The organism is Kitasatospora sp. NPDC002227 (assembly GCF_040296285.1).
Classification (GTDB): domain Bacteria; phylum Actinomycetota; class Actinomycetes; order Streptomycetales; family Streptomycetaceae; genus Kitasatospora.
The window spans coordinates 107600-127614 of the sequence record NZ_JBEOWY010000020.1; the positions used below are offsets into that span (position 1 = coordinate 107600).

16 protein-coding genes are annotated in these 20015 nt (G+C 73.2%); 11 read left to right on the plus strand and 5 right to left on the minus strand.

All coding sequences use genetic code 11. The features are described 5' to 3' along the window. Position 1: 1 nt before the first annotated feature. Both ABT095_RS19780 and ABT095_RS19785 read right to left on the minus strand, forming a co-directional pair. Positions 2–820 (minus strand): hypothetical protein, encoded by an 819-nt coding sequence (locus tag ABT095_RS19780; RefSeq protein ID WP_350530735.1) that lies wholly within the window; start codon positions 818–820, stop codon positions 2–4. Between the two features lie 35 nt (positions 821–855). Next, a complete protein-coding gene (locus tag ABT095_RS19785) occupies positions 856–3015 on the minus strand; it encodes an MMPL family transporter (protein ID WP_350530736.1) in 2160 nt (719 codons plus the stop codon). A 119-nt stretch (positions 3016–3134) separates the two neighbouring features. Here ABT095_RS19785 and ABT095_RS19790 point away from each other — a divergent pair, with 119 nt between their 5' ends. The 3 genes from ABT095_RS19790 to ABT095_RS19800 all read left to right on the plus strand — a co-directional run bounded on the left by ABT095_RS19790 (position 3135) and on the right by ABT095_RS19800 (position 5480). Then, on the plus strand, positions 3135–3752 hold the full coding sequence (locus ABT095_RS19790) for a TetR/AcrR family transcriptional regulator (RefSeq protein WP_350530737.1): 618 nt from the start codon (positions 3135–3137) through the stop codon (positions 3750–3752). 86 nt (positions 3753–3838) lie between these two features. Next, complete coding sequence (locus ABT095_RS19795; protein WP_350530738.1) at positions 3839–5188, plus strand: sialidase family protein; 1350 nt, start codon at positions 3839–3841, stop codon at positions 5186–5188. 169 nt (positions 5189–5357) lie between these two features. Continuing rightward, entirely contained in the window at positions 5358–5480 is a 123-nt protein-coding gene (locus ABT095_RS19800) for a hypothetical protein (protein WP_350530739.1), read from the plus strand. A 103-nt stretch (positions 5481–5583) separates the two neighbouring features. Here ABT095_RS19800 and ABT095_RS19805 read toward each other — a convergent pair whose 3' ends face one another. Both ABT095_RS19805 and ABT095_RS19810 read right to left on the minus strand, forming a co-directional pair. Next, positions 5584–7152 carry a ricin-type beta-trefoil lectin domain protein gene (locus ABT095_RS19805; protein ID WP_350530740.1) on the minus strand — a complete coding sequence of 523 codons (1569 nt, stop codon included), beginning with the start codon at positions 7150–7152 and terminating at the stop codon, positions 5584–5586. Positions 7153–7208: 56 nt separating this feature from the next. Further along, complete coding sequence (locus tag ABT095_RS19810) at positions 7209–8798, minus strand: phytoene desaturase family protein (RefSeq protein ID WP_350530741.1); 1590 nt, start codon at positions 8796–8798, stop codon at positions 7209–7211. Positions 8799–8947: 149 nt separating this feature from the next. Between ABT095_RS19810 and ABT095_RS19815 the strand changes: the two genes are divergently transcribed. Both ABT095_RS19815 and ABT095_RS19820 read left to right on the plus strand, forming a co-directional pair. Next, positions 8948–10135, plus strand: a complete 1188-nt coding sequence (locus ABT095_RS19815) for a serine hydrolase domain-containing protein (RefSeq protein WP_350530742.1) — start codon at positions 8948–8950, stop codon at positions 10133–10135. Positions 10136–10257: 122 nt separating this feature from the next. After that, a complete protein-coding gene (locus ABT095_RS19820) occupies positions 10258–11301 on the plus strand; it encodes a protein kinase family protein (RefSeq protein ID WP_350530743.1) in 1044 nt (347 codons plus the stop codon). Here ABT095_RS19820 and ABT095_RS19825 read toward each other — a convergent pair. Further along, a complete protein-coding gene (locus ABT095_RS19825) occupies positions 11298–11894 on the minus strand; it encodes a cysteine hydrolase family protein (RefSeq protein WP_350530744.1) in 597 nt (198 codons plus the stop codon). The two genes, ABT095_RS19820 and ABT095_RS19825, sit on opposite strands and share 4 nt — an antisense overlap. 79 nt (positions 11895–11973) lie before the next feature. Between ABT095_RS19825 and ABT095_RS19830 the strand changes: the two genes are divergently transcribed. The 6 genes from ABT095_RS19830 to ABT095_RS19855 all read left to right on the plus strand — a co-directional run bounded on the left by ABT095_RS19830 (position 11974) and on the right by ABT095_RS19855 (position 19886). Further along, positions 11974–12966 carry a GlxA family transcriptional regulator gene (locus tag ABT095_RS19830; protein ID WP_350530745.1) on the plus strand — a complete coding sequence of 331 codons (993 nt, stop codon included), beginning with the start codon at positions 11974–11976 and terminating at the stop codon, positions 12964–12966. A gap of 81 nt (positions 12967–13047) precedes the next feature. Next, positions 13048–13422 carry an effector-associated constant component EACC1 gene (locus ABT095_RS19835; RefSeq protein ID WP_350530746.1) on the plus strand — a complete coding sequence of 125 codons (375 nt, stop codon included), beginning with the start codon at positions 13048–13050 and terminating at the stop codon, positions 13420–13422. Beyond that, positions 13415–15730, plus strand: coding sequence for a caspase, EACC1-associated type (locus ABT095_RS19840; protein WP_350530747.1), 2316 nt, complete (start codon positions 13415–13417; stop codon positions 15728–15730). Before ABT095_RS19835 ends, ABT095_RS19840 begins: the two co-directional genes overlap by 8 nt. Before the next feature lie 40 nt (positions 15731–15770). After that, the gene (locus ABT095_RS19845; protein WP_350530748.1) at positions 15771–16694 is read left to right on the plus strand and encodes an oxygenase MpaB family protein; all 924 of its coding nucleotides are present in this window, start codon (positions 15771–15773) and stop codon (positions 16692–16694) included. Positions 16695–16742: 48 nt separating this feature from the next. Continuing rightward, a complete protein-coding gene (locus ABT095_RS19850; RefSeq protein ID WP_350530749.1) occupies positions 16743–17978 on the plus strand; it encodes an MFS transporter in 1236 nt (411 codons plus the stop codon). A 162-nt stretch (positions 17979–18140) separates the two neighbouring features. After that, complete coding sequence (locus ABT095_RS19855; protein ID WP_350530750.1) at positions 18141–19886, plus strand: TIGR03767 family metallophosphoesterase; 1746 nt, start codon at positions 18141–18143, stop codon at positions 19884–19886. Positions 19887–20015 lie beyond the last annotated feature (129 nt).

Consider the following 20015-nt stretch of genomic DNA (forward strand, 5'->3'; position numbering starts at 1 on the left):
GTCAGGTGTGCTTCCTGTGACGGCGGGTGGCGCGAAGGGTCGCGGCGCCGGCCGTCAGCAGGGCGGCGCCGCCGAGGGCGGTGGCGGCGAGCAGGGTGCCGTTGCCGCCGGTCGAGGCGAGGCCGGGGGCGGTGGTGGCGGTGGCCGCAGGGGTGGCCGAGACCGCCGGGGTGCTCGGGGTGGTCGGGGCGGTCGGCGGCTTGCTCGGCCGGACCGGGGCCTGGGTCTGCGTCCGGGTGGGCGTAGGCGTAGGCGTCGGTGTCGCGGTGGGCGTGGGCGTGGGCGTGGGCGTGGGCTTCGGGCTCGGGGAGGTGCAGGCTGCGCCGCCGTTCCAGGAAGCGATCATCAGGCCGGAGAAGGGCTCGTCCGGGTAGTGCGGGAGCGGGTGGTCGCTGTCGGCGCCGTCGTACTTCCCGTCGACCCCGTAGAGGGCCAACTCGCCGAAGCAGTGCGGGAGGTGGCCGCTGACGTCGAGGGTCGCGCGGTAGTGCTCACGGTTCAGGGTGGTGGTGGCCCAGCCGAGGAAGGTCTGCGTCCCGGAGGTCTCCCAGGTCGGCCCCTGGGTCTCGTAGGAGCCGAGCGAGACGTGGTAGTCGCAGCCCGCCGTGGGGACACCGGCGAGGCGGACCTGGACGGTGGCGGTGGCGGCGGGTATCGCGGCGGAGTTGGCCCAGCTCGTGCCGCCGTCCACGGAGTACTGGAGCGGGGGCTGCCCGCAGTCGGGTTCGGCCTGGGCGGCAGGGGCGGCGAGGAACACGGCTCCGGCGGTCAGGGCGGAGGCGGTCAGGGCCCGGACGGCGCGGTGCGGGTGCTGGGACATGCGGGGATTTCTCCTGGTGGTGGGACGGGAAGGGGTCAGGCCGGGACGGGCGCCGGGGTGTCGGCCGAGAGGGCCGGGTGGCCGTCACCCTCGATGTCGAGGTGGGGGAGGAGGCGGTCGAGCCACCGGGGGAGCCACCAGTTGCCGTGGCCGAGCAGGGCCATGGTGGCGGGGACGAGGATGCCGCGCACCACCGTGGCGTCGAGCAGGACGGCGCAGGCCAGGCCGATGCCGAACATCTTGACCACCGGGTCGTCGTTCAGCAGGTAGCTGAGGAAGACGCTGACCATGATGAGCGCGGCCGAGCTGATGATCCGTCCGGTGGAGCCGAGGCCGTCGACCACGGCCCGGCGGTTGTCGCCGTGGCGCAGGTAGTTCTCCCGGACGGCGCTCAGCAGGAAGACCTCGTAGTCCATCGAGAGGCCGAACAGCACGGCGAACAGCAGCAGCGGCACGTAGCCGGGCACGGGGACGGCGCCGTGCAGGCCGATCAGCCGGGCGCCGTGGCCGTCCTGGAAGACGGCGGTGAGGATGCCGTAGGAGGCGCCGACGGCGAGCAGGTTCATCAGGGCGGCCTTGGCGGCGACCAGCGGGGCGCGGAAGGCGAGCAGCAGGAGCAGGGCGGCGACGGTGAGCACGGCGCCGACGATCAGCGGCATCCGGTCGGCGATCCGGTCGTTGAGGTCGGTCTGCGCGGCGGTGGCGCCACCCACGTGGACGCTGTCGCTGGTGGTGTCGCGCAGCCGGTGGACCAGGGCGGAGGTGGCGGGATCGGTGGGCGCGGTGGCGGGGACGACCTGCCAGCGCACCTGCCGTCCGTCGGCGGAGAGCTGGGCCGGGCCGACCGAGGCGACACCGGAGGTCTGGCGCAGCGTGGTGGTGGCGGTGGTGAGCCGGGGGTCGGTGCTGCCGGTGGCCGGGGTCGCGAGGGTGTCGGTGACCTGGAGCTGGCCGTTGATACCGGGCCCGAAGGCGTCGGCGAGCCGGGTGTAGGCGGTGTGGCTGTAGCTGCCGGGCGCGTCGGCGCCGGCGTCGAGCTGGCCGAAGGTCAGATGGGCGGCCGGCATCGCGAGCGCCCCGAGCAGGAGGAACGCCGCCGCCAGGGAGCGCCAGGGGCGGGCCACCACGGCCCGGGCGACGGCCGCCCAGCCGCGCGGGGAGCCGTCGGCTCCGGCGGGCGGGCGGCCGGTGCCCAGGCGGGGGCCGAGCAGGGTGAGCAGAGCGGGCAGCAGGGTGAGGTTCAGCGCCATCGCGACCAGGACGGCGATCGCCGGGGCCAGTGCCAGGGCGTACAGCAGCGGGAGGCGGCCCAGGCAGAGCCCAGCGAGGGCGGCGACGATCGAACTGCCCGCGAAGGCCACCGCCTTGCCGGAGCCGGCCGTGGTGCGGACGGCCGCCTCCTCGACCTCGACTCCGGCGGCGCGCAGGTCGCGGAAGCGGGTGAGGCAGAAGAGCGTGTAGTCGATGCCGACGCCGAGGCCGATCATCGCGGCGAGGGTCGAACCGGCCGAGGGCATGTCCGTCCGGTGGCCGATGAGGCCGATCACCGGCAGGGTGATGCCCAGCCCGACGGCCCCCGCGAGCAGCGGCAGGACGGCCGCGAAGAGGTTGCGGAAGGCGAGCAGCAGCACGATCAGGGCGGCGGCGATGCCGACCAGTTCGCTGTACTCGGTGGACCGGTGGTCCGCGGCCGTGGCCAGGTAGCCGCCGGGAGTGACCTCGATCCCGGCCGCGGTGGCCGGTGCGGCGGCGGCCAGGACGGCGGAGGTGGTGGCCGCGGTGATGTCGCGGGCCGGGATGTCGAGGTCGACGGAGAGGTAGCCGGTGCGGCCGTCGGCGCTGAGCGCGCTGCGGCCGTTCTGGTCCAGGAAGCTGGTGACGCCGACGACGTGCGGCACCTTCGCCAGCTCCTGGGCGGTCTGCTGGACGGTCGGCCACCGGTCGTCGGCATCCAGGCGCGGTGCGTCCGGGCCCTCGTGCAGGACGATCGGCTGGTGGCCGGAGGCCGATCCGGCGAAGGCGGTGTCGACGATCTCCTTGGCGGCCTGGCTGTCGCTGCCGGGAAGGTCCACCTGCTCGCTGGTGACCTTGCCGAGGACCAGGACGGCGGTGAGCGCGGCCACGAGCAGGACAAGCCAGGCGGCCACGACTCGCTTGGGTCTGCGGGCGCACCAGCGCCCCACGGTGGTGAACAACGGCCTTGGGCTCCCTCGATCCGGTCGGCGCCGAGCGCCGGGAAACTAATTGCACTCCAAGTGCAGCGGTAGGTTTGCACCACGAGTGCAATAATGTCAACGCGAGGAAGGAGAGGCCCGTGGAGAGCAGGCCGGAGTCGGGCGGTGCGGTGGACGGCCGGACCGAGCGTGGTCGGCAGACCCGTGAGCGGATCGTGGACGCGGTGCTCGCACTGGTGGAGGAGGGGGAGACCAAGCTCGTCGCGGAGCGGGTCGCCGCGCGCGCCGGAGTCTCCCGGCGGCTGGTGTTCCACCACTTCGAGGACCTGCCGCAGCTGGCCGACGCCGCCATTACCCGCCGCTTCGAACAACTCAGCGCCCAGGTGAGGCCGTTGCCGACCGAGGGGCCGCTCGGGCTGCGGGTGGCGGCGCTGGCCGAGCAGCGGGCCCGCATCCTGGAGTGGATCACACCCACCCGGATCGCGGTGGAGCGGCTGGAGAACCCGTCCGAACGGGTGCTCCAACTGGTGCGCCAGATGCTGGAGTTCGCCAGGCTGCGGCTGGCGGAGATCTTCGCCGCCGAACTCGGCCGGCTGCCGGAGCCGGGCCGCACCGACCTTCTCAACGCACTCGACGCCGTGACGACCTGGAGCGCCTGGCGCCACTGGCGCACGAACGGCCTCTCCCCCGAGGAGGCCCGCCGGACGATGGAGGTCGCCGTGCACGCGCTGCTGAGCACGGCCCCGGCGGAGGACTAGGCACTGCCGGAGCGGGCATCCGTACGGGGGCGGCGCCAGGTGTCGCCGCGGCGTCAACTCACCCTCCAGATCGAGGAGATCAGCCCGTGCAGCTGCCCCGTGCCTCGAACAGATCCCGCTCCGCCGCCCTGCTCGGCGCCCTCGCCGCGCTCGTCCTGACGGCCGGGCCCGCGTCGGCGGCGCCGGACGCGTCCTACGCGATCGGCACCCCGACGACCCTCTCGGCCGCCTGTGCCGGGCAGAACGCCGAGACCATCCAGGCCGTCGACCCGGCGGCCGACGCCGTCTACGAGGCCTGGATCGGCTGCAAGGGCATCGGCCTGGCCCGCTCGCTGAACGGCGGCGCCGCCTTCGGCGTGCCCGTCACCCTGCCGGGCAGCGTGGGCCAGAAGGGCGCCCGCTCCTGGGACCCAGCGGTCACCGTCGCCCCCGACGGCACGGTCTACGCGGCCTTCATGGTCTCCCGTTCCGGCCTGACCTACCCGGTGGTCGACGTCAGCACCGACCACGGCGCCACCTTCAAGACCGCCGGGTCGGTCACCCCGCCGGACGCGAACAACTGGGGCGACCGCGACTTCATCGCCGCCGGCCCCGACGGCACGCTCTACCTGACCTGGGACTACGGGCCGAGCGCGGCGGCGGTGACCTTCATCTGTGCACCGGACGGCAGTTGCGCGTTCGCCACCGGTGACCTCAACGCGGTGCTGCAGAAGTCCACCGACGGCGGGAAGACCTGGAGCGCGATGTCCCACATCAGCCCCGGCTACCCCGACAGCGGCGCCGACAGCGCCCCGGTCGTGGCCGAGCCCGACGGCTCGCTCGACGTGGTCTACCAGGGCTACACCGTCACCGACGTGCCGACCGACAACCTGACCGTCGCCTACACCTACGCCACCCGCTCCACCGACGGCGGCGCGAGCTGGACACCACCCGTGCGGGTGGGCGGCGAGGCCGGCACGATGAACAACAGCGAGTGGTGGATCGACGGCAGCGAGGCGCTCGGCCCCGACGGCACCCTCTACGCCACCTGGGACACCCAGAGCCCCACCGCCGACACCGGCTGGCTCTCCTACTCCCGTGACCACGGCGCGAGTTGGTCCACCCCGGTGGCCGCCCCCGCCGACACCCTCGCTGCCCCGCACATCATGCAGGTCGTGGCCGGCCCGCCCGGCATCGCCTACGTCGGCTGGCTCTCCTCCAGCGACCCCCGCGGCTACGCCCAGTACCTGCGCACCTTCTCCACCACCCGCGGCTGGCTCTCCGCCCCCGCCCAGGTCTCCCGCTCCTTCGGCACCCCCACCGTCTGGCCCGGCGACACCTTCGGCCTCTCCGCCCTCACCCCCACCCACCTCGTCCTCGCCTGGGGCAGCGCCGTCGCCCCCACCCCCGCCACCGACCAGATCTGGGCCACCACGGTGGGGGTGACGCTGCCGTAGGGCGTGGGCCGGCCCCGTCGAACCAGGACGGGTCGGTGACGGCCGTCAGGCTGCCGGCCTGACGTCCGGTCGGCACGGTGGCTTCGGCGGACGGTCCCGGTTTCCGCTGAAGCCGCCGGCGCTCTCCGCCAGGACGGGCAGCAGGGACGACTACGCGCGCCGGAGCGAGGTGGCGGACGCGACCCCGGAGGCGGTGGACGTCTCGGACCAGTCGCTCGCGGTGCGGATCGTGGAGGAGGAGCAACTACGCCTGGCCGCGGGCCAGGCCGGGCAAGGGCGCAGCGCGGGGTAGCGGGCCGGCACCCTCCGCTGCACTCGCCAGTCCCCGAGGACATGAGCGTGGTACCCATCGGTACCGCCCGGACTGCACGAGTGAGCGAGGGGGGTGTCAGGGGTCAGGCCGCCGAGTACCAGACCTGGGCCGAAGTGCCGTTGCAGGTCCACAGGTCCAGCGGCACGCCCGGGGTGCCGGTGGACTTCGGGTCGTCCAGGCAGAGGGCGGTGGCCGGGTTGAGCAGGTAGCCGGTGGGGGAGAGCAGCCACTGCTGGGCGGGTGAGCCCGAGCAGGGGGCGAGCTGGACCAGGCTGCCCGGGGTGGTGCCGGTGCCCGCGTCGAGGCAGGCGCCGCTGGAGTGGCGCAGGGTGCCGTCCTTGACGAAGCTCCAGTTCTGCGGCGGGGTCGGCACGGTGTTGCAGCCGTGCAGGGTGATCGCGGTGGCGGTTTCGACGCCGCCGCTCAGGCAGAGGTTGGCCGCCTTGCTGGTGAAGGCCGTCCAGATCGGCCGGCCCGAGTACGGGTAGCGCCAGTCCTGGCCGCTCGAGCCGCAGGTCCACAGGATCAGCTGGGTGCCGTTGGTGGTGGAGGCGGACGGGTCGGCCAGGCAGAGGCCGGACTGCGGGTTCTGCAGGCCCTTGCCGTTCGCGGTCCAGACCTGGGCGCCGGAGCCGTTGCAGGGGTAGAGCTGGACGGCGGTGCCGTTGGTGGTGCCGCCGCCGTAGACGTCCAGGCACTTGCCGAGCGCCTGGACGGTGCCGTCGTTGCCGACCGTCCAGGTCTGGCCGGGCGTGCCGGCGCAGTCCCAGACCTCGACCGGCATGCTCCAGTCCCCGGTGTTCGCACCGTTGTTGCCCGCGTCGAGGCACTTGCCGGGCAGGCCGGAGGTGACGTTGCCCGTCGGCAGGCCGGTGGCCGGCTGGTAGGAGAAGGAGTTGGCGGCCAGGCCCGCGCCGCCGTTCCAGATCTCGAACCCGGCCTGCACGGAGCAGAGTTCGCCGCCGGCCGGGACGTAGCCGCGGACCACCGCGTCCGAGGTGACGGTGCGCAGATTGAGGTCGTAGACCGAGTTGGTGGGCGTGGTCATGAGGTAGCTGATGACCTGCTTGCCGGTGGTGGCGTCCTGGTGCTGGTAGACCTGGTACGCCCGCCCGCCGAGGGTGACCTGCGCGGTGGCGGTGCCCAGCGGCACCGGCCCGCCCTGGCGGTTCAGCCAGATCATCAGTTCGTGCGAGGTGGTCGGGCCGCAGCCGTCGGCGGTGTCGGCGTACCAGAGGTCGTACGCCACGTTGTACTGCCCCGGTACGCCGGTGGTGGTGCGCCAGCTGGTCAGGGTGTCGCCCATGGTGGCCACGGGGAGCGGGAGTTCACCGGCCCGGTTCAGGTACTCGATCCGGGCGTAGGCGCCCGGGGCGCCGGGGCGGGTGTTGGTGGCGCTGCTGAGGGCGCTGCTGGTCACGGTGAAGTCGGCGCCGCCGTCGCTGCCCAGACAGACCTCGGCGGCGGAGTTCCACTCGTCCGGCATGATCAGGTAGCGGCCGCCGCCCACGGTGGCCGCGCCGTAGGGGCCGTTCGTGGAGGTGCAGAGCGAGACGGGCGAGTCGGCGTGCGCGGCGGCGGCCAGGCCGCCCTGCAGGCCGCCGAGCAGAGCGAGCACGCCCAGGGTGCGCCCGAGCTGATGGAGCTTCAAAACTTTTCCCCCTGTGTGAGATCGGGTGTGTCCCGACAGGGGGCGACTGTAGTTGATCAGCGGGGCAGCTCGGCCAGGACGGCCTGGGCGGCGTTGTGGCCGGGGATGCCGCTGACCCCGCCGCCCCGGGCGGCGCCCGCGCCGCAGAGCAGCACGTCGGGGTGGGCCGTGGCCACGCCCCAGCGGGCGGCGGCGCCCTCGAGCGGCTCCTCGAGCGGCTCCTCGGCGAAGGGGAAGGCGAGGTCGCGGTGGAAGATGTGCCCGCCGGGCAGACCGACCTCGCGCTCGAGGTCCAGCGGGGTCTTGGCCTCCACGCAGGGGCGCCCGTCGGCGTCGAGCGCCAGGCAGTCGGCGATCGGCTCGGCGAGGACCTGGTCGAGCTGGGCCAGGCTCGCGGCCAGCGCCCGCTCCTTGGCCGCCGGGTCGGCGAACAGCCGGGCGGGCAGGTGCAGTCCGAACAGGGTGAGCGTCTGGTAGCCCTGCCGGACGGCCTCGGGCCCCAGGATCGACGGGTCGGTGAGGGAGTGGCAGTAGATCTCCGAGGGCGGCGCGGCGGGGATCCGCCCGGCGGCCGCCTCGCGGTAGGCGGTCTCCAGCTGCCGGTAGCCCTCGGCGATGTGGAAGGTGCCGGCGAACGCCTCGCGCGGGTCGACGGCGGAGTCCCGCAGCCGGGGCAGGCGGCGCAGCACCATGTTGACCTTGAGCTGGGCGCCCTCGGGCGCGGGCCCGGGAGCCTCGCCGAGCAGCCGGGCCAGGGTGGCCGGGGCGGCGTTGACCAGCACCCGGCTGCCCGCCACCACCGTTTCCGCGTCGCCGTGACGGTAGGTCACCTCGGCGGGCCCCACCCCGTCGGTGGCGATCGCGGTGACCTCGCAGCCCGTCCGCAGCTCGGCGCCCGCCGCCCGGGCGGCCGCGGCCAGCGCACCGGTCACCGCGCCCATCCCGCCGACGGGCACGTCCCAGTCGCCGGTGCCGTTGCCGATCACGTGGTAGAGGAAGCAGCGGTTCTGCAGCAGTGAGGGGTCGTGGGCGTGGGTGAAGGTGCCGATCAGCGCATCGGTGAGCACCACGCCGCGGACCAGGTCGTCGGCGAAGACCCGCTCGACGGCGGCTCCGAGCGGCTGCTCGAACAGCGTCTCCCAGGCCGCGTCGTCGCCGACCAGGCGGCGCAGCCCGGCGCGCGAGGGGAGCGGCTCGGTGAGGGAGGGGAAGACCCGCCGGGCGACCTGCCCGGTCATCGAGTAGAAGCGCTGCCAGGCCGCCCACTCCCGGTCGGAGCCGGTGAGGGCGCGGAAGGAGTCGGCGGTGCGGGCCGGGTCGGCGGCGTCCACCAGCAGTCCGGTGGGCTTCCCGTCCCGCTCCACGGGGGTGTAGGAGGAGATCCGGCGGCGGCGCAGTTCGAGCGACAGGCCGAGCTCCCGGACGATCCGGTGCGGCAGCAGGCTGACCAGGTAGGAGTAGCGCGAGAGCTGGGCGTCGACCCCGGCGAAGGCCTGCGCCGAGACGGCCGCCCCGCCGAGCGTGCCGAGCCGTTCGAGCAGCAGGACGCGGTACCCGGCCCGGCCCAGGTAGGCCGCCGCCACCAGCCCGTTGTGCCCGCCGCCGACCACCACCACGTCGTACCGAGTTGACGAGTTCGCGTCCATTTTCGTCACGGTACGGCACCCGCGGTAGCCCGGGAAGAGGACCGTACGGGTGGAATCGCCAGGAGAGGCGAGCAGCCGGGCGGCCCGGGCGTGAGGGTGGATGGTGCCCTGAGCTGGCAAGACTTCCCCCGCGTTAGGAGACACCCCGGATGCGACCGGCCCGCAGACTCTTCCCCGCCCTGCTCGCCCTCTCCACCCTCACCCCCCTCGCGCTGACCACGCCCCCGGCGCTGGCGGCCCCGCCCGCGGCCGTGCGCCCGTCCGTCGACACCGAGCACGGCCTGGACCCGGCGCTGGCGGCCCAGCTGGACCAGGCGATCGAGAAGGTCCGCCAGGGCGCCGGGATCCCCGGGGTCACGGTGGGTCTGTGGCTGCCTGGCCGGGGCGCCTACGTGCACTCGGCCGGGATCGCCGACAAGGTGACCGGCGCGCCGATGCGGTCCGACTTCAACCAGCGGATCGGCAGCGTGACCAAGACCTTCACCGCCACCGCCGTCCTGGAGCTGGTGGACGGCGGGCTGGTCGGCCTGGACGACCCGATCTGCGACTACATCGACGGCGTGCCGGACGGTGAGCACATCACGATCCGTCAGATCGCCGAGATGCGCAGCGGCCTGTACTCGTACACCTTCGACCCGGACTTCCAGCAGGCCCTGTTCACCGACCCGACCCGCCCGTTCACCCCGCAGGAGCTGCTGGCGTACGCATTCAAGCACGACAACGTCTTCGCGCCGGGGGCGAACTTCCAGTACTCCAACACCAACTACGTGCTGCTCGGCCTGCTGGTGGAGAAGGTGAGCGGGAAGCCGCTGGCCGACTTCATCCGCGAGCGGGTCACCGGCCCCTCCCACCTGGACCGCACCTTCCTGCCCGCAGGCGCGGAGTTCCCCGACCCGCACGCGCGGGGCTACTCCAACCAGACGCTGACCGGCGCGGTGGAGGACGTCACCGACTGGAACCCGAGCTGGGGCTGGGCGGCCGGTGCGATGATCTCCGACCTGCAGGACCTGCGGCACTGGGCGAGGATCCTGGCCACCGGCACCCTGCTCTCCCCGGAGACCCAGAAGCAGCGGGAGAACTTCGTCCCGGTGCCGGGCTTCCCGGACGCCGGGTACGGCCTCGGCCTCTTCACCACCCACGGCTGGGTGGGCCACAACGGCTCGCTGCCGGGCTACGAGGACGTGGTGATGTACCTGCCGGAGCAGCACGCCACCATGGTCGTGATGCTCAACACCGACATCGTCGCCCAGGGCGAGGAGCCGAGCACGCTGATCGCCAGGGCCGTCACCCAGATCGTCACCCCGGGCAACGTCTACGACCTCCCGAAGGAGAAGTAGCCGCCCCGGAGCCCGCCGCCCCGGAGTGATCCGGGGTGGCGGGCCTCTCGCGTAGAGTGCGGTCGGGGGCGCCCAAGTCCGGCGTCACGCAAGCATCCGGGGGCGAAGTGACGAGTCCTGACATGTCGATCGGTGCGCGGCAGGCCGCCCACGGGGCCGTCTCCACGGCCCTGGCCGGGTTCGGTGACCGCGAACTGAGCGCGCTGGTGGACGCGGCCGCTCCGGTCGGCGCCGGCATCGGCGGGAAGACGGCCCTGCTGGAGGTCGCCGGGAGGCAGGTCTTCGTGAAGCGGGTGCCCCTGACCGATCTGGAGCGGCGGCCCGAGCACGTCCGGTCCACGGCGAACCTGTTCGACCTGCCCGCCTTCTGCCAGTACGGCGTCGGCCTGATCGGCGGGCCGGGCTTCGGGGCCTGGCGCGAGCTCGCGGTGCACACCATTACCACGGACTGGGTGCTCGCCGGGGAGCACGAGGGCTTCCCGCTGATGTACCACTGGCGGGTGCTGCCGGACTCGACGCCGCTGCCCGAGGGGCTGGCCGACGTCGACCGGGCGGTCGCCTACTGGGGCGGCGGAGCGCAGGTGCGCCGCCGGATCGAGGCGCTCCGGGAGTCCTCGGCGAGCATCGCGCTGTTCCTGGAGTACATCCCGCAGAACCTGCACCAGTGGCTCGGCACCCAGGTCGAAGCCGGGGAGCGGGCTACCGACCTCGCCTGCGCCCTGGTGGAGAAGGAGCTGGCGGCCGGCACCTCCTTCATGAACAGCCGCGGGCTCCTGCACTTCGACGCCCACTTCGAGAACATCCTGACCGACGGCCGGAGCCTCTACTTCGCGGACTACGGCCTCGCCCTCTCCGCCGGCTTCCAGCTGTCGCCGAGCGAGGCCGAGTTCTTCGACCGGCACCGGAGCTACGACCGCGGTTTCACCGCCACGTACCTGGTGAACTGGCTGCTCACCGCGCTGTACGGCTTCCGGCGGGAGGACCGGGAGGGCCGGTACGCCCTGGTGCGCGAGTTCGCGGAGGGCAAGCGCCCCACCGGCATCCCGGCGGAGGCCGCCGCGATCCTCGCCCGGCACGCGCCGGTCGCCGCCGTGGTGTCCGGCTTCAACCGTGAGTTCCAGCAGCGGAGCCGGGAGACCCCGTACCCGTCGGAGCTGGTCGGCTAGTCCAGCGCCGCCGGGGAGGGGACGACCACTCCGTAGAGGTCGGCGACGGTGGCCAGGGCGCCGTGGTGGATCTGGTGGGCGGAGAGGTCGACGCCCGCGCCGTGCAGAGGGCGGGTGGCGCAGGCGTCGGCGACCACGGTGGGGTGGTGGCCCCGGAGGAAGGCGCCCTCGGCGCTGAAGAGGACGCACATGTGGGTCATGAAGCCCGCGAGGACCAGGCCCTTGCGCCCGGCGGCCGCGATCTGCTCGGCCAGGTCGGTGCCGTGGAAGGAGTTCGGCGCCTGCTTGACGATCACGGCCTCGCCCTCGGCCGGGGCGACGGCGGGGTGGATCCGCCCGATCTCGGCGTGGATGTCGTACGGCGTGCCCTCGCCGCCGTCGTGCTGCACGTGGATCACGTGGGCCCCCGCCTCGCGGGCCCGCCGCAGCAGCTCGGCGGCGGAGTCGAGCGCGCCCTGCCAGCCGTCCAGCTCCATCACGCCGGTGGTGTAGGTGTTCTGGTAGTCGATCAGGACGAGCGTCGAGTCGGCGAGCGCGGCGGGCGTCTGGTCGAATCCGTTCAGGGTGCGGAGGGTGGTGCTGTTCGTCGTCATGTGAACCACGCTAGAAGCGGCCCCGGCATGTCGGCAATGTCGTCTAACATGCAGAAACAGACATCGGACGGGAGGGCCCATGGGCGCGGCGGTCGAGCGGTACATCGTGATCGTCCTCTTCGAAGGGGTCGACCTGCTCGACATCACCGGCCCGCCGGAGGTCTTCGCCCTGGTGCAGCGCGAGCTGGACGAGACGAGCGGGTACCAGGTGGTGCTGGCCGCCGAGAGCCTGGCGCCGGTCACCACCTCGGCCGGGGTGCGGGTGCTGCCCGACGTCACCTTCGCCGAGGCGGCCGGGCGGCGGATCGACACCCTGCTGGTGCCCGGCTCGGTGGAGGTGGACGAGCAGCGGCGGGTGCGGGCGCTGGCCGACCCGGCGGTGGTCGACTGGGTGCGGCGCCTCGCGGCGCGCTCCCGGCGGGTCACCTCGGTCTGTGTCGGCGCGCACCTGCTGGCGGCGGCCGGACTGCTCGACGGCAAGCGGGCCACCACGCACTGGTCGACCGCCCAGCAGCTGGCCGCCGACCACCCGGAGGTCGAGGTGGACGCCGACCCGATCTTCATCCGCGAAGGGGACGTCTGGACGGGCGCCGGGATCAGCGCCTGCCTCGACCTCTCGCTCGCCCTGGTCGCCGACGACTTCGGCGAGGCCGTCGCCCTGCGGGTGGCCCGGCAGCTGGTGATGTACCTCAAGCGCCCCAGCGGGCAGAGCCAGTTCAGCGTGCCGCTCGCCGTGGCCTCCACCACCCGGCGGGTCGAGGAGCTGCGCCTGCACATCGATCGGCACCTGAGCAGCCCGCTGACCGTCGCCGAGCTCGCCGAGCAGGCCTGCGTGAGCGAGCGGCAGCTGACCCGGATCTTCAAGACCGAGCTCGGCACCACCCCCAGCGCCTACGTGGAGTCCGCCCGGGTCGAACGCGCCCGCAACCAGCTCGAGTCCACCGACGCCACCCTCGAACGCATCGCCACCGACTGCGGGTTCGGCACGGTCGACACCCTGGTCCGCGCCTTCCGCCGCCGCCTGGACACCACCCCGACCGCCTACCGCACCCGCTTCCGTACGCTCCCCTGAGCCGTACGACCGGCTGCGGATCACCGCCGGTTCCTGCCATGATGCGCGGTGACAGGACAATGAAGCGGGAAGCAGAGCAAGTTGACGGACATTCAGATACGGGTTTCGGGCGGCGACGCGATCGGCGAGACCGCCGCCCTGTGGCAGTGGCTGCGCGAGGAGGACGGGCTCCGGGGGCGGGTCAAGGCGGTGGCACCGCCGCCCGGGGAGCGGGAGCTCGGCGGCGCCGTCGAGATCCTGCAGGTGGCGCTGGAGGCCACGGGCGCGGCCGGGGTGCTGGCCCGGGCACTCACGGTGTGGCTGCGGACCCGCCGCTCGGACGTGAAGGTCACCCTGAGCCGCTCGCCCGAGGGCGGCAGGACCACCACGGTCGAGGTGAGCAACCTCGACCCCGCGAAGGTGGAGGAGGTCCTTCGCCGGACGCTCGACGGGGACAGCGGCGCCGACGATGCCTAGACTGCCCGGTCTCCCCGCCGGGCTGACCTCCCGGGCCGTCCTCATCGGCACCACCACCTACCGTGACCCCGGCTTCACCAAGCTGCCCGCCGTGGCCCGGAGCCTCGCCCGGATGGAGAGGATCCTCGCCGACGACAGACTGGGCGGCTGGTCCGAGGACGAGCTGACGGTGATCCAGGACCCGGCGAGGATCCAGGAACTCGCCCCACGGCTCCGGCAGTTGACCGAGACCACCGACGGCGTGCTGCTGCTGTACTACGCGGGGCACGGTCTGCTCCGGCCGGACTCCCAGCTCTGCCTGACGCTCACCGAAACCGACCCGGCGGATGCCGACATCAGCAGCCTGACCTACGAGAAGGTCCGCGAGTACCTGCTCGGCAGCCCCGCCCTGGTCCGGATCGTCATCCTGGACTGCTGCCACGCGGGCCGTGCCGTCCGCTCGCGCGCCGGTCTCGGCGGCGAGGGCGGGGGTTTCGCCGACGTCGACCTCGACATCGAGGGCACGTACATCCTGGCCGCCGCCGAGGGGACGGCCGATGTGGTGAGGCTGGAGGAGCAGCACAACACCGCGACCTCCTTCACCCACCACCTCGCCGGACTGGTCGAAGAGGGCGTGCTGGGCGGCCCCGAACTGCTCAGCCTCGGCTTCCTGTTCCCCCGTCTGAGGTCCCGGCTGGCCGGACAGGGCCTGCCCCGGCCGACCCAGATCAGCACCAAGTCCTCCTACCGCTACCCCTTCACCAAGAACGCCGCCTGGGAGACCGCCACCCGGACCCTCGCCGAGTACCGCTCGGCCATGGCGAAAACGCTGGCCCGCAGCGAGGGCCACGGGCTGGGCCTCCAAGGGCTCGCCGACGCACTCGCCCTCTCCGCGGACTCCGCTCGCGGCTACCTCGGCGGCGACTGGATCGCCCCAGGGGACCTCCTGCAGGAGTACCTCGCCGTCCTCGACAGCCATGGCTGCGCCCCGGACCTCTGGTCCCGGGACCGGCTCGCCGAGCTCCGCGACCTCGCCGAGAGCGCCACCGCGAACAATCCGCGCGAAGTGCCCGGGCTGCTGGAGCTCAACCGCGCCCAGGCCCGTGAGATCAGGGACCTGCGCAACGCCTTGGCCCGCGAGCGCGCTCACTCCGCCGAAGCGGTGAGCACGCGGGAGGAGGCCGACCGGGTGCGGGAGGCCGCGGAGCTGGCCAGGGCCGCGGCCGAGGAGGAGGCGGAACGCCGCTCGCGGCTCGCCGACGAGGAGCTGGACCGCCTGCGCCGGCAGGTCGAGGACCAGCGCCGTCAGCTCGTCCACGCCTCCGGCTACACCCGGCAGCTGGAATCGGAACTGGCCGGGATCCGGCGGGACGCCGAGAGCATCGAGCGTGAACTACGGGTGCTGCGCCGCCAGGTGAGCACGATGATGCACGAGCCCCCGCCCCGCCGCACCGCCGCGGCCACCGCGAGCGCCGAGCCGGTGCCCGTCGGGGTGCCCGTCGGAGGCGGCCCGGCCGCGGAGGCGGCCCCGGCCGCTCAGGCGCAGCCGGCCTGGGGGTTCCCGCCGCTGAGCCCGCCCGAGCCCGTCTACCGGCTGCCCGAGCCGCCTCGGCGCACCGTCACCGTCCCGCGCCCGTCCTGGCGCACGCGGATCGGACGCCGCCTGCCGGGGCGCAGCCGCTCGAAGTGGGACCGCGGCTTCTGGACGGACCGGTCCTCGGACTGGAGCCTGCCGGTCCAGGTCGTGATCGTCCTGCTAGGTCTGGCCGTCGTCGGGGGCGGAATCTTCTGGGGCGTCCTGCTGCGGGCCGAGGCGACCGGTGATCTGAGAGCCAAGCCCTGCGTCACCGCGCCCGTAGGCGCAGCGGACTGCATCGCCACGGAGACCGGCCGGGTCACGCACAAGGACCGTAGCTCCTCCGGCGACACCACCTCGTGGACCGTGACGGTCGCCGTCGGTACGGCGGACGGTGTCCAGTACAACGTCGACGAGCCGCTCTACGCCTCGGTGGAGACCGGCGCCACTGTGGACCTCAAGGTCTGGAAGGGCACGGTGGTCCGGATCGAGCACGACGGGCACTCGCACCGGTTCTGGCAGGCCGATCTCGGGAAGCAGGCCCTGGACGTCCTGGTGATCACCCTGGGTATCGTGATCACGGTCGCGCTCTGGAAGCGGGCCGAAGTCGGTGAGACGGTGTTCATGGCGGTGTGGTTCACCTTCTGGGAGGGGCCGGTGGCCCTGCTGCTGCTCAACAGCACCTCCTGGTGGGAGCTCCTCGCGCTGCTGTGGGCCCTCCCCGGCTTCATCGGCCTGGCGTTGCTCGGGTAGGGCCCGCGTAGGGTTGGGGCACCGGACGAAGGGGGCGGTGATGGGTTCGCCGATCGGGGTACTGCAGGCCAGGCTGCTGGCGGAGATCAACTCGACGGTGCACGGGAGCGATCTGCACCTGGAGCGGTACGACCGCCCGGCGGGGGATCCGGGCCTGTTCGGGCCCGACAGCGTGGTGTGGACGGTGCACAGCCACCCGGCCGGGATGCTGACGGGCGGGTTCGCGGCACTGTTCCTGCAGTCGCTGCACCCGCTGGCGATGGCGGGAGTGGACCAGCACTCGGACTACCGCCAGGACCCGACCGGCCGTCTCAACCGCACCGCCCGCTTCGTCACCACGACCACCCTCGGCTCCACGGCCGCCGCCGAGCGGGCGATAGCGAGCGTGCGGAAGATCCACCTGAGGGTGCGCGGCACCGCGGCGGACGGGCGGCCGTACCGGGCGGACGACCCTGCCCTGCTGACGTGGGTGCACACCGCCGAGGTGGCCTGCTTCCTGGCGGGCCACCAGGCGCTGGCCGCCACCCCGCTCACCCCGGCCGAGTGCGACCGGTACTTCGCCGAAGTGGCCACGGTGGCCGAGCGGTTGGGCGCCGAGGAGGTGCCCCGCTCGCGGGCCGAGGTGGCGGCGTACCTGGCCCGGCTGCGGCCCGAACTGCGGGCCACCCCGGCCGCCCTGGAGGCGGTGCGGCTGCTGCGCGAGTTCGGGCGCAGCCGCCGGGAGAAGGCCGCCGTGCGGCTGCTCACCAATGCCTCGATCGGTGTGCTGCCCGGCTGGGCGGTGGCCCAACTCGGCCTGCAGCGGCCGAGGTCGGTGCGGCTGCTGTGGGACCGGCCGCTGGCGCGGCTGGGCGCCCGGGTCATGGTCTGGGCCTGCGGCCCCTCGCAGATCCGGGCCGCCGCGCTGGCCCGGGCCACCTCCGAGCCCCAAGAGCCTTGGCAGGGCCCGGTGATCGCCCTATAGTCGGCCGGACATGAGCGGAGCTCATGTTTGGCCGAGAGGGGGTGCCCGGTGGCGCACCAGGCGTTGGCGGAGCCGACCGAGCGGGTCGGTGCCGGGTGGACGGCCGCGCTGAGCCTGGCCTCGCTCGCGGTGTTCATGGGCTTCTTCACCCCGATCCAGATCCTGCTGCCGCTGCAACTGGAGCGGCTCGACGCCGCGCACAAGGCCGGGCTGCTGGCCTGGGTGACCGGCGTCGGCGCCTTCGTCGCGATGCTGGCCAACCCGCTGGCCGGCGCGCTCTCCGACCGTACCACCTCCCGCTTCGGCCGCCGCCGCCCCTGGATCCTCGGCGGCGCGCTGCTCGGCGCCGCCGGGCTGCTGCTCACCGCCGCCCAGCACACCGTCACCGGCCTGACCCTCGCCTGGGCGCTCGCCCAGCTCGGCCTGAACGCGATGCTGGCCGGGGTGACGGCCCCGGTCGCCGACCAAGTCCCGGTCGCCCAACGGGCGGTGGTCTCCGGCTGGACGGGCATCAGCCAGTCGCTGGGCCTGGTGGTCGGCGCGCTGCTGGTCACCGTGGTGGTGAGCGGCGTCGGCCCCGGGTACGCCCTGACGGCGGGACTCACCGTCGCGCTCGCCCTGCCGTACGTGCTGCGCCACCGCGAGCCCGTGCTGCCGCGCGAGCTGCGGGCGCCGCTGCGGTGGCGGGTGCTCGCGGCCGGTTACTGGGTCAGCCCGCGCAAGCACCCGGACTTCGGCTGGGCGTTCCTGGCCAGGTTCCTGATCAACCTCGGCAACGCGATCGGCACGCTCTACCTGCTGTACTACCTGACCGACGCCGTGCACTACCCCGCGCCGGACACCGGGGTGCTGATCCTGACCGCCGTCTACACCGTGGCGGCGCTGCTCACCGCCGTGCCCTCCGGGCTGGTCTCGGACCGGACGGGGCGGCGCAAGGTCCTGGTGGTGCTCTCCTGCGTGGTGATGGCGGCGGCCGCGGCGTTGCTGGCCTTCGTGCACACCTGGCCCGCCGCGATCGTGGCTGCCGCCGTACTGGGCGCCGGGTTCGGGGTGTACCTGGCGGTGGACCAGGCGCTGGTGACCCAGGTGCTGCCGGCCGCCGCCGACCGGGCCAAGGACCTCGGCGTGATCAACATCGCCAACTCCGGCCCCCAGGTGCTCGCTCCGGCCGTGGCGGCCCCGGTGGTCTCCCAACTGGGCGGCTACCTCGGGCTCTACCTGGCGACGGCCCTGGTCACCCTGCTCGCCGCCGCCCTGGTGCACCGGATCAGGGGTGTGGCCTGAGGGGTGCCGACGGCGTGTCATGGACCAGTCGCCGCAAGCGGACCATCCGTGTGCCGACAGGTGTTCACCTGGCGGCCACGCCCGGCTAGCATGCTGCGTCGCGCATGAGTTACCCGCCGGTACGACCGCCGGCGGGGACGGCCGACCCTCGGGAGCACCAGTATGTCCGCAGTCAGCAGACGACGTTTCGTCTCGGGAGCCTCGGCCGTGGCCGCCTCCGCCGTCGGCCTGTCGGTCTTCTCCACCGGCCGGGCCGCCGCACTCGACCAGGCGCTGACCCTCACCGCGCGACGGGCCGTCAGCACCACCGGCACCACGCTGGACCAGGCCGCCACCGGCACCGGCAGCGGCGGCTACCAGCGCCTGCAGGCCGGCCCCGGCTGGCCGCTGGTGGTGCGCACCGAGCTGGCCGCCGCGAACGACGGCCGGGACGACCGCCGCACCGGCCTGGCCAGCTTCGTCCAGTTCACCGACCTGCACCTGGCCGACACCGAGTCCCCGGTGCGCTTCGAGTACCTGGCCCGATACAACGACAGCGCGCACCGCCCGCAGGAGCTGCTCACCGTGCGCGGCGCCTCCGCGCTGGTCGAGCGGGTCAACGCGGTGGCCGCCGGCCCGTACACCGGCCTGCCGTTCTCGATGGTGATGGCCACCGGCGACAACACCGACAACCACGAGCAGATCGAGCTCGACTGGTACCTCTCGGTGATGAGCGGTGGTCACATCACCCCGACCACGGGCGACTTGAACCGGTACGAGGGCGTGCAGAACTCCGGCAACGCCGGGTACTGGAACCCCGAGCTCGCCTACAGGGACGACTACAAGGCCAAGGGCTTCCCGCAGATACCGGGCTTCCTGGCCGCGAGCATGCGCTCCTTCACCGCCCCCGGCCTGGACACCCCCTGGTACACCACGGTCGGCAACCATGACGACAGTATCTCCGGCACCCTGCCCGACCTCGGCTTCCAGCGCTCGCTCTACACCGGGGACCGCAAGATCGAGGGCCTGGACGACGCGGACGCCGCCAAGCTCGCCGACAAGCTGAAGACCGACCCGGTCGGCGCCGCCTGGCAGTTCATGCTGCTGATGGCCGACAGCGGCCTGGTCCGCAAGGTCACCCCGGACGCCCGCCGGGCGCCGTTCACGCCCACCGACTTCGCCAAGGCGCACCTCAACCCGGCCTACACCGGTGCCGGCCCGTACGGCCACGGCTTCACCGCCGACTCGGCGGCCAGCGGCAAGCTCTACTACACCTGCCAGATCGCCCCCGGCGTGCTCGGGATCAGCCTGGACACCACCAACCGGGCCGGCTGGGCGGACGGCTCGATCGGCACCGAGCAGCTCAACTGGCTGGAGTCGGTGCTGCGTTCGAACAGCAGCCGGTACTACGACAAGAGCGGCAACCTGGTCCGAGGCGGCTCCGCCGACCAGCTGGTCGTCATCTTCAGCCACCACACCAGCACCAGCATGGGCAACACCCTGCCCGACCCGTACCACCTCTTCGACGGCCGCCACACCGGCGCCGAACTGGTCACGCTGCTGCAGCGCTACCCGAACGTGGTGGCCTGGGTGAACGGCCACACCCACCGCAACCAGATCACCCCGCACGGCCACGCGGTGCCCGAGCGCGCCTTCTGGGAGATCAACACCGCCTCGCACATCGACTTCCCGCAGCACGCCCGGGTGATCGAGGTGGCTGACAACGGGGACGGCACGATCTCCCTGTTCACCACCCTGATCGAGTCCGCCGCCGGGTACGCCACCGACTTCGGCGACACCTCCGACGCCGGGCTGGCCTCGCTCTACCGCGAGCTCTCCTACAACGACCCCAACGGCCGCCGCACCGAGCTGATGGGCGGTGCGGCCGATCACAACACCGAGCTGCTGCTGCCCCGCCCGGGCCGCTGAGGCCGACGCCAAATCCCGTGCAAGGGCGCCGCAAGCCGGGGCGCCCAATATCAGTACGCCCAGGCCGGGATCGCCTTCTACTGGCGGATCGAACAGGCCGCCAACGGCATTCCCCTCGTCCACACCCTC